We start from the raw sequence: 8,917 nt of genomic DNA, 5'->3' as shown, positions 1-8,917 counted from the left end.
CCGTCGTCACTCTCGGACGAGCCCCGCGTTCATCGGACGCGGAATTCCGCTGTCGGGCACGTCGCTTGGCTTTGACCGGGCCCGTTGCCGAATTCCGCGTCGCAGTCGGGGTATCGGTTCCTGTCCGAGGAGGATTCCCATGCGTACCACCATGTCCGATTCGCCGCCGCGCGTTCCGCGGCGGCTGACCATCGCGCTCATGGGCATCGTCACCGGCGTCGCGACGTTGAGTGGCTGTTCCAGTTCGTCGTCGCCGGCCCCGGCCACCACGTCACCGGCCACCACGGTCGTGACTCCTACCTCCCTCGCGCCCACCGCGGTCTCGGCCACGGCCGCACCGGCTCCGACGGGAACCGGTGGCGCGCAACCACGGACGCTGATGCCGCATCCGCCGGTCGAGACCCCTCCGGTACTTCCGCCGGTTCTCACCTCGCCCGGAGCCCCGGTCACACCGGTTCCGTCCACGCCGCAGGCGAATCCGCCGTCGGGCACCACGTTCGCCGGTGAGGGCCTCACCGACGCGCAAGCCAACGCGGAACAACAGGCGGTCGACAGCGGCCACCAACCCTGGCGACTGGACACGGTGATGGTCGCGAAGGCGTTCGTGCAGGGCCGTTTCGGCTGGACCACCGTGCAAACCAGTACCGGCGCACCGATGGTCGTCTTCGTCACCAACAGCGACGGCAGCAAGGTCACCCTGCACCTCATCCAGCCCGCGACCAAGGGCGACAAGGGCATCTGGGAAGTCGACAGCGGCGTCTGGGACTGACCAGCCCGTGCCATGATCAACGGATGGAGGAGAAGCATTTGGTGTATTGCCGGATCGAGCGAGCGGGCACGGTCCTGCTGATCCGCCGCGCACCCGGCGTATTCCTGGCCGGACGATGGGAATTGCCCGGCGGCGGAGTCGAATCGGGCGAGCATCCGGACGCCGCGGCAGTGCGCGAAGTCCGCGAGGAGACCGGTCTCTCGGTCGAGGTGCTCGCCGAGCGATCCACCCACTCCTGGATGGACGTGGCCGGCCGCCCCCTGCACATTCACGCACGCATCTACGAGGCGACCGAGCACACCCCCAACCCGGTCGTCCTCAACCCCGCCGAGCACGACAACCACGCCTGGGTCACCCCCGACGAGGCAAAATCCCTCAACCTCGCCCCCCACTTCCACGAAGCAGTACTCGGCTCCTGACGAGAATGCGTGGGTGCACACAAACGCCGAGAAGGCGTGTGTACCAGTGCATTCTCGTCGGGTTCAGAGGCGACGCAGGGCGGCGATGTCGGGGGCGGGGAAGCGGGTGCCGGTGATGGCGTCCGGGACGGGGGTGCCAGGGGCGAGGCTCAGAGGGATATGGCCTGCCCACGCCTCGACCGCGTCGTCCTTGGGTTCGTCGCGGGCGAAGCCGCTGCGGGTCTTGATGGAGAACTCTTCTATGGGCAGCCACAGCACGGCCGTGTAGCCCGCCTCCTCCACATTCGGTCGCCGCGCCGCGTACGGTCCCGAGAGCCGACCGGGGACGATGCCCTCGACGATGCGGCCGAGCGCATCCGCCCGCTCCTGCGGATCTTCCACGGCCGTAGCGGTTCCGAAGATCATCACGCTGCGATACGCCGCCGAATGGTGGGAGGCGGCACGGCCGAGGATGAGGCCGTCGACCTGCGTCACGGTGACGCAGATCGGCACGCCGGTGGTCACGGCCTGGATGAACCTGCCGTGGATCGAGCCGTGCAGCAACAGCCGATCCCCATCGCGCACATGCAGAACCGGCACCACCACCGGCCCGTCCGCGGTCGTGAACCCGACATGCGCGACCAGGGCCTCGTCGAGAATCGCGTAGGCGTCCTCCCGGTCGTAGGTGACGCGCTCGGGATATCGCTGGGCGGTAGTGCGCGCGGTGGGCGACATGATCGTCACTCTAGGGTCCCGATGCTGGTCAACCGCACCGCGAAACGCCGCCGCGCCGATCCGGTGCGATGAGTGGCAGTGCCGATCCGGTGCGGTCAGTTGTACGGTGCGGGCGTGGTGGTCGGGGTGACCGGGCTGGTGACGGCCGGGGTCGAGGGGCCGAGTGCGCCGACGCCCAGGGTGATCGGTGCGTCCGTGGCGACGGCGTTGCCCGCGGCCTGGTTCTGGTCGATCACCTTGCCGACCTTGGCGGAGTCGGTGACCTTCACGGTGGTCTGCTGCAATGTTCCCTTCCAGCCGAGTCCTTGCAGGATCGCGGCCACGTCCGCGTACGCCTTGCCGACCAGGTTCGGCATGGTGAAGGTGGTCGTGGTGGTGCCGGTGGAGACGTAGACGGTGACCGTCGACCCGACCGCGCGAACGGTTCCTGCGGCCGGATCCAGTGCTACCACAGTGCCTTTCGCGCTCTTGTCCGCGCGTTGCGCCTCTTGCACGACGAATCCGGCCTTCTCCAACTCCGACTTGGCGTAGGTGAACGCGCTGTTGAGCACGTCGGGCACCGCGATGGTCTTGGGCGGGGGAGCCTTGGTCACGGTCGTCGTCGATGGCGGGGCATCGGTGGTCGTCGGAGTCGGCTGCTCGCTGGTGGTGACGGGCACCGTGGTCGTGGTGGTCGGCACCGGGATCGTGGTGGTGGCGACGGGGGTGACGGTCGGATGGCCGTCGTCCAGTCGGACCAGGAAATACGTGAGGAGGGCCAACACGGTCCCCAGCACCAGTCCGATCAGGATCCGGGCCGTGGTGCCGCGTCGGCCGGATTCAGCTGGGCCGCTGTCGATTCCGGGGCCGCGCGGTCCGGTTCGGTCCGGTGGCTCAGCGACCGGCCCGGTCGCCGGCGATGCCACCAGGGTCGGCGGCGGTCCGGTCGGCGCTACCGAAGTCGGCGGCAGAGTGCGACCGGACGGCCCGACGGCTGCCTGACGACCAGTGGCGGCCCGCGCTCCCGGGGCACCGGGTGGACCGGTGATGATGGGCGGCCCGGTGTTGACGGGTGGTGCGGTGGTGGGTGTCTGCACATTCGGGCGCGGTGGTGCGGTGGTGTGGGCCAGCGCATTCGGACGTGGCGGCGCGGTGCGAGTTGTGGCGGGCGTGCCCCTGCGCTCGGTGGTCCGGGCAACCGGGCCGGAGTTGGGGCCGGATGGTTGTTGCAGGACCTGGCCCGCGTGCCATGCCAGTTGTGTGCACGTGTCGTAGCGCCGGGACGGTTCCTTGGCCATGGAGCGTGCGATGACCTCGTCGAATCCCCTTGGTAGCGTGGGGTTTCGATGGGACGGCAGCGGGATCGGGTCGTAGGCGTGCGCGTAGATGATGCGGCTGACGCTCTGCCCCGGATACGGCGGCTCCCCGGTCAGCATGTGAAACAGCGTGCAGCCCAGCGAGTACACGTCCGCGCGCGGATCGACGTCGCCGGGCCGGGTCAGTCGTTCGGGCGCGGAGTATTGGAAGCTGGCCAGGATCTCGCCGCGCCGGGTCAGCTCGCGGCTCTCGTCCAGGGCTTTCGCGATGCCGAAATCGGTGAGCAGCGCGCGTTCCTGGCGTCCGTCGGTGAGCAGGATATTGGCGGGCTTGACGTCGCGGTGCAGGATGCCGGTCTCGTGCGCGTGGTCGAGGGCGGCGGCGGTCTCGGTGAGGATGCGCACCGCGCGCGCCGGATGCAGCGGCCCGTCCCGCAGCGCCCGCGCGACATCGCTGCCGTCGACGAAGGTCATGGAGATCCACAGCCGGTCGTCGTCCTCGCCGCGCGCGTACACCGTGACGATGTTCGGATGCGACAGTCGCGCAACGGTATCCGCCTCGCGCCGGAAGCGGATGCGATGGTCGGCCTCGCCGCCGTCGGGCATGCTCAGCAATTTCAGCGCCACGAAGCGCGGCAGGTCGCGATCCCGCGCCTGGTATACCGCCCCCATGCCGCCGGCACCGAGCTTGCGCAGAATCTGGTATCCGGCGAAATACTCGCCCGGCTTGAGCGCGATGCCCACGGTCACCTCCCCGTCGCCTGAATATCGCGGCGGAGGCCGACGGCGAAACGCGGGCGGCGAGTTTCAGGAGATATAGGTGATGAGTTCGTCGATATAGGCGCGGAAGAGGGCCGCCATGTCCACGGTCTCCGGGTCGACGAGCCACTGCAACTGCAGGCCGTCCATCATGGCGAACACCTGGCGGGCGACCACCGCCGGATCGATCTCGGCGCGAATGCTGCCGTCCTCGATGCCCGCGCGCAGTGCGCTCGACAGGTAGGTCTCGAGGAGGCGGTAGCGGCGCAGCGCCCACTCGTGCGCGGGATGGTCGGCGGTGACGGCCTCGCTGGTGAGCACGGTGAACAGCCGGACCAGCCCGGGCACGTGCATGTTGTGGTCGACGAGCTGGGCCAGCCGCAGCAGCGCGTCCTTACCGTGCAACCGCTGGTCGAAGCCGAGGCGGTCGTAGTCGAGGCGGTCGCGGTAGTCGAGCACCGCGGACAGCAATGCGGGCTTGTTGGGGAAGTAGTGCAGCAGCCCCGGCTGCGACAGGCCGCAGCGTTCGGCGATCTCGGCGACCGAGGTGTTGTGATAGCCGTTGTCGGCGAAGGCTTTCAGCGCCTCGTCGATGATCTGCTCGCGGCGCTCTTCGCCCCGTCGGCGGCGTCGGGGATGGGGCGTCATGCAATGGCACACTAGTGAAGCGGTCCGACCAGGCAAAATCCATATCGCATAACGGAACGATAACCGTACATACTAACCACTCGGTAAACTGGAATTCCACTGGCACACTCGTGCCAGCCGTACAGGGCAGTACGAGGGAAGGGATTGCCGATGAGTCAGGCCCCGATCACGCCGATCACGCTGCGAGGCGCGGCCGGAAAGCTCGCCGGGTGGCAGATCGAACCACCCGCGGGCGTCGAGCGGCGCGGCACCGTGCTGCTGGTGCCGGGCTTCACCGGTTCCAAGGAAGACTTCGAGGCGATGCTGCCGCTGCTGGCCGCCGCCGGGTACCGGACGTTCGCCTACGACCAGCGCGGACAGTGGCAGTCGGAGGGGCCGGACGAGATATCCGGCTACACCATGGCCGATTTCGTCGGCGACCTGCAGGGCGTCGTGGATCAGATCTCCCCGGAAGAGCCGATCCACCTGGTCGGGCATTCGTTCGGCGGCTATGTCTCCCGTATCGCGGTGGTCGAGCGGCCGGACCGGTTTCGCACCTTCACCCTGCTCGCCTCGGGCCCGTCGTCGGTGGAGGACATCAACTTCCCGCCGCCGCAGCTGGTGGCGCAGATGGTGGAATCCGGTGGGCAGGAACTGATCTGGCAGCAGATGAGCGCCGCGCTGTTCGAAGCCGGGCACACCCCGCCGCCGGAGCGCATGGAATTCCTGCATCAGCGGATCCTGCGGACCAAGAAGGCCAACATCCTCGGCATTCTGCACAACATGACCGAGCCGCCGCTCAAAGACCCTGCCGCGCTGCGTGATTCGGGAGTGCCGCTGCTGGTGGCCTACGGCGACACCAACGATCTCTGGGCCCCGGAAGTCCACGAGCGCTTCGCTCGCCAGCTGAACGCGAAGACCGCCGTCTTCCCCGGCTCCGGTCACGTGCCCAACGAGGACGCCCCCGACAAGGTATGCGCCGCACTCGAGACCTTCTGGAAGGAACAGGCATGACCGACAGTGACGACCTGCTCGCCCCGCTCGGCGACGACCTACTAGCCAAGCTCGACCTCCCGGCCAAGATCCGCCTGATCTCCGGCGCGAACTTCTTCCGCTTCGCGGGCGAGCCCGGCATCGGCCTGGCCGAGATGCCGGTCTCCGACGGTCCTTCCGGCGTCCGCGGCGAACAGTGGGATGAACGCGACCCTTCGGTGAGCCTGCCGTCGGGCACCGCGCTCGCCGCCACCTGGGATCGCGACCTGCTCACCGAGATCGGCGCGCTGATCGCCGCGGAGGCCCGCCGCAAGGATGTCTACGCGGTCCTCGGCCCCACCATCAACCTGCACCGATCCCCGCTCGGCGGAAGACATTTCGAATGCTTCTCCGAGGATCCGCTGCTCACCGCCGAGATCGCCGAGGCGTATGTCCGCTCGGTGCAGGCGCACGGGGTGAGCGCGTGCCCGAAGCACTACGTGGCCAACGACTCCGAGACCGAACGCTTCACCGCCGATGTGATCGCCGACGAGCGCACGCTGCGCGAGCTGTACCTGTATCCGTTCGAGCGTTCCGTCGAGGCGGGCGCGTGGATGATCATGGCCGCCTACAACTCGGTCAACGGCGTCACCATGACCGAGAACGACCTGCTCGACGAACCCTTGAAGGGGGAGTGGGGATTCGACGGCGTGGTGGTCTCGGACTGGACCGCGGTGCGCTCCACCGCCGGTGCGGCCAAGGGCAACGATCTGGCCATGCCCGGACCGTGGGAACTGTGGGGCGCGCCCCTGGAGGAGGCCGTCCGCAAGGGCGAGGTGCCCGAGGCCGCCATCGACGAAAAGGTCCGGCGCATCCTGCGATTCGCCGAACGGGTCGGCGCGTTGAACGGCACGCCGCAGCCGGTCCCCACCTTCACCGACGAGGCCGCCGCCCGCGTGGTCCGCGCGGCCGCCGCCAAGGCCATGGTGCTCGCGAGCAATGACGGCACCCTGCCGCTGCGCACGCCCGCCAAGGTCGCCTTGCTCGGATCCGCCGCCGCCGAACCGCGTTTCATGGGCGGCGGCAGTGCGACGGTCATTCCGGCGCACACCACCTCGCCGCTGCAGGGGCTCTCGGAGGTGCTGCCGGTGGTCTACACGCCCGGTGTGCACTTGAGCGAGAACATGATTCCGGTCCCGATGGAGTTGGTCACCGACCCGGAGACCGGCACCTCGGGGCTGTCGCTGCGCTACCTCGGTGAGGACGCCGACGGTGCGGGCGAGACCGTCCTCGACACCGAGCATCGCGGCGCGGGCACCCTCATGCTCTTCGGCAATCCGAATGCCCTGCGGGCCAAGGCCGTCGAACTGCGCGGCCGCCTGCGCGCCGACGTGGCGGGGGAGTGGCGCATCGGCTGCGCCGGGGTCGGCACCCTCAGCGTGACGATCGACGGCGAGCAAGTGTTCGAGGAGACCGTGCTGCCCGCGGGCGCGGACCCGGTCGAGATGCTGCTGAATCCGCCGCAGCGCTTCGTCACCCGCACCCTCGCCGAGGGCCAGGAAGTCGACGTGCTGGTGCGCCTGGTGCCCGGCGGCGGCTTCCCCGCCATGGGCATCACCTACGCGATCGGCCGCCCGCGCCGCGCCGCCGACGAGGAGTTCGCCGCCGCGGTCGAACTGGCGCGCACCTCCGAGGTGGCCATCGTGGTGGTCGGCACCACCGAGCAGATCGAATCCGAGGGCTTCGACCGCCGCGACCTGGCCCTGCCCGGTCGTCAGGACGAGCTGGTCGCCGCCGTCGCCGCGGTCAACCCGCGCACCGTCGTGGTGGTGAATTCCGGTTCCCCCGTGGAGATGCCGTGGCGCGACGATGTCGCCGCCGTCCTGCTCACCTGGTTCCCCGGGCAGGAATTCGGCGCGGCCCTCGCCGACGTGCTGACCGGTGCCGCCGAGCCGGGCGGGCGTCTGCCCACCACCTGGCCCAAGACCATGGCGGACGTGCCGGTGCTGGACACCAAGCCGGGCCAGGACAATGCGCTGCCCTACTCCGAGGGCATTCACATTGGTTACCGGGCGTGGCTGAAATCCGGTGTGGCCCCGGCCTATCCGTTCGGACACGGGCTCGGGTACACCAGCTGGGAGCTGAGCGAGCTGAAGGTGTCGGGCCGCACCGCCACCCTGACAGTCACCAATACCGGTGACCGGCCGGGCCGTCAGGTGGTGCAGGCGTACCTGTCGCGCGAGCGCAGCGCCGTCGATCGCCCGGTGCGGTGGCTGTCGGGGTTCGCGGTGGTCGAGGCGGGCGCGGGCGAATCCGTCACCGCCACCATCGAATTGCCCAAACGGTCCTTCCAGCATTGGACCGAGCAGGGCTGGGCCGTCGAGCCCGGCGCCTTCACCCTGCACGTCGGCACCTCGGTGCTCGCGCTACCGCTCTCGGCCGAGATCGGCTGATTCGCCTCGACGACAACGGATTCCGGCCGGAAACGGCCGGAATCCGTGTCGTCTGCACGTCTTGGATATCTTCGTGGCTCATCCCGAAACCGCCGGGCGGCACGCTGCCGCCGACACCTCCCGCGGCCTGCTGCCACTGCTGTTCGCCGGCAACGCGGCCATGTACGCGCTCTACATCGGCGTCGGCAGCGTGCTGCTGCCCTTGCAGATCGAGCACATCGACGCGGCCGCCAAGGTCGCGAATCTCGGTCTGGTGGGCGGGATCGCGGCTATTTTCGCGACCGTGTTCAACCCGGTCGCCGGTGCGCTGTCGGATCGTTCCGGCCGCCGTAATCCGTGGATCCTCGGCGGCGGACTGGCCGCGATCGCCGCCATGGCCGTGCTCGGCAGCGTGCACACCGTACTGCTGGTGGCCATCGGCTGGTGCCTGGGGCAGGCGGTCATGAACATCTACCAGTCCGCTCTGACCTCCGTTGTCCCGGACCGGATTCCGGCCGAGCGCCGAGGTGTGGCCTCGGCCGCGGTGGGGCTCGGATTGCCGGTCGGCTCGACCGTCGGAGTGCTGCTGGCCTCGGCGTTCTCGCAGCACTATCGCACCGGATATCTGATGCTCGGCCTGTCGGTGGCCGCGGCGGCCGTGCTGTTCACCTCGGCCGCCCGCGAACAGCGGATGCCCGCCAAACAGCCGGTGCCGCTGCGTGTTCAGACGGCCGCGTTCCTGGCCGTACTGCGCGAGCACGATTTCCGCTGGGCATTCATCGGCCGCGCGCTCCTGGTGCTGGGCTACTTCGCCGTCACGGGCTATCAGCTCTATATCCTGCAGCGCCTGGGCGCAATACGGTGACGGCCGCCCGCACTCGCCGCTGTACGGCATCTGGGATGTCACCGAGTACAGCGGGGATCCCGCGG

Annotated in this window: 8 protein-coding genes; 5 read left to right on the top strand and 3 right to left on the bottom strand. The window is 69.1% G+C overall.

Annotated features, from left to right (window positions below):
* Nucleotides 1–139: 139 nt before the first annotated feature.
* Both ACWELQ_RS28890 and ACWELQ_RS28885 read left to right on the top strand, forming a co-directional pair.
* Nucleotides 140–769 (top strand): hypothetical protein, encoded by a 630-nt coding sequence (locus tag ACWELQ_RS28890; RefSeq protein ID WP_452400188.1) that lies wholly within the window; start codon nt 140–142, stop codon nt 767–769.
* A 23-nt stretch (nt 770–792) separates the two neighbouring features.
* Nucleotides 793–1,188: an NUDIX hydrolase gene (locus tag ACWELQ_RS28885; RefSeq protein WP_452400187.1), complete on the top strand. Its 396-nt coding sequence runs from the start codon at nt 793–795 to the stop codon at nt 1,186–1,188.
* Between the two features lie 63 nt (nt 1,189–1,251).
* On the opposite strand, the gene ACWELQ_RS28880 is transcribed toward ACWELQ_RS28885, so the two are convergent.
* From ACWELQ_RS28880 to ACWELQ_RS28870, 3 genes are all read right to left on the bottom strand, one after another.
* Nucleotides 1,252–1,902 (bottom strand): pyridoxamine 5'-phosphate oxidase family protein, encoded by a 651-nt coding sequence (locus ACWELQ_RS28880; protein WP_452400186.1) that lies wholly within the window; start codon nt 1,900–1,902, stop codon nt 1,252–1,254.
* Nucleotides 1,903–1,997: 95 nt separating this feature from the next.
* The gene (locus tag ACWELQ_RS28875; protein WP_452400185.1) at nt 1,998–3,947 is read right to left on the bottom strand and encodes a protein kinase domain-containing protein; all 1,950 of its coding nucleotides are present in this window, start codon (nt 3,945–3,947) and stop codon (nt 1,998–2,000) included.
* 57 nt (nt 3,948–4,004) lie between these two features.
* Nucleotides 4,005–4,604, bottom strand: coding sequence for a TetR/AcrR family transcriptional regulator (locus tag ACWELQ_RS28870; protein WP_452400184.1), 600 nt, complete (start codon nt 4,602–4,604; stop codon nt 4,005–4,007).
* Nucleotides 4,605–4,754: 150 nt separating this feature from the next.
* Here ACWELQ_RS28870 and ACWELQ_RS28865 point away from each other — a divergent pair, with 150 nt between their 5' ends.
* The 3 genes from ACWELQ_RS28865 to ACWELQ_RS28855 all read left to right on the top strand — a co-directional run bounded on the left by ACWELQ_RS28865 (nt 4,755) and on the right by ACWELQ_RS28855 (nt 8,852).
* The gene (locus tag ACWELQ_RS28865) at nt 4,755–5,597 is read left to right on the top strand and encodes an alpha/beta fold hydrolase (RefSeq protein WP_452400183.1); all 843 of its coding nucleotides are present in this window, start codon (nt 4,755–4,757) and stop codon (nt 5,595–5,597) included.
* A complete protein-coding gene (locus ACWELQ_RS28860) occupies nt 5,594–8,008 on the top strand; it encodes a beta-glucosidase (RefSeq protein WP_452400182.1) in 2,415 nt (804 codons plus the stop codon). Before ACWELQ_RS28865 ends, ACWELQ_RS28860 begins: the two co-directional genes overlap by 4 nt.
* Before the next feature lie 73 nt (nt 8,009–8,081).
* A complete protein-coding gene (locus ACWELQ_RS28855; protein WP_452400181.1) occupies nt 8,082–8,852 on the top strand; it encodes an MFS transporter in 771 nt (256 codons plus the stop codon).
* Nucleotides 8,853–8,917 lie beyond the last annotated feature (65 nt).

The organism is Nocardia sp. NPDC004722, from assembly GCF_053601505.1.
Note: the sequence above shows the minus strand (reverse complement) of the source record. Positions and strands in the feature narration are given on the sequence as shown.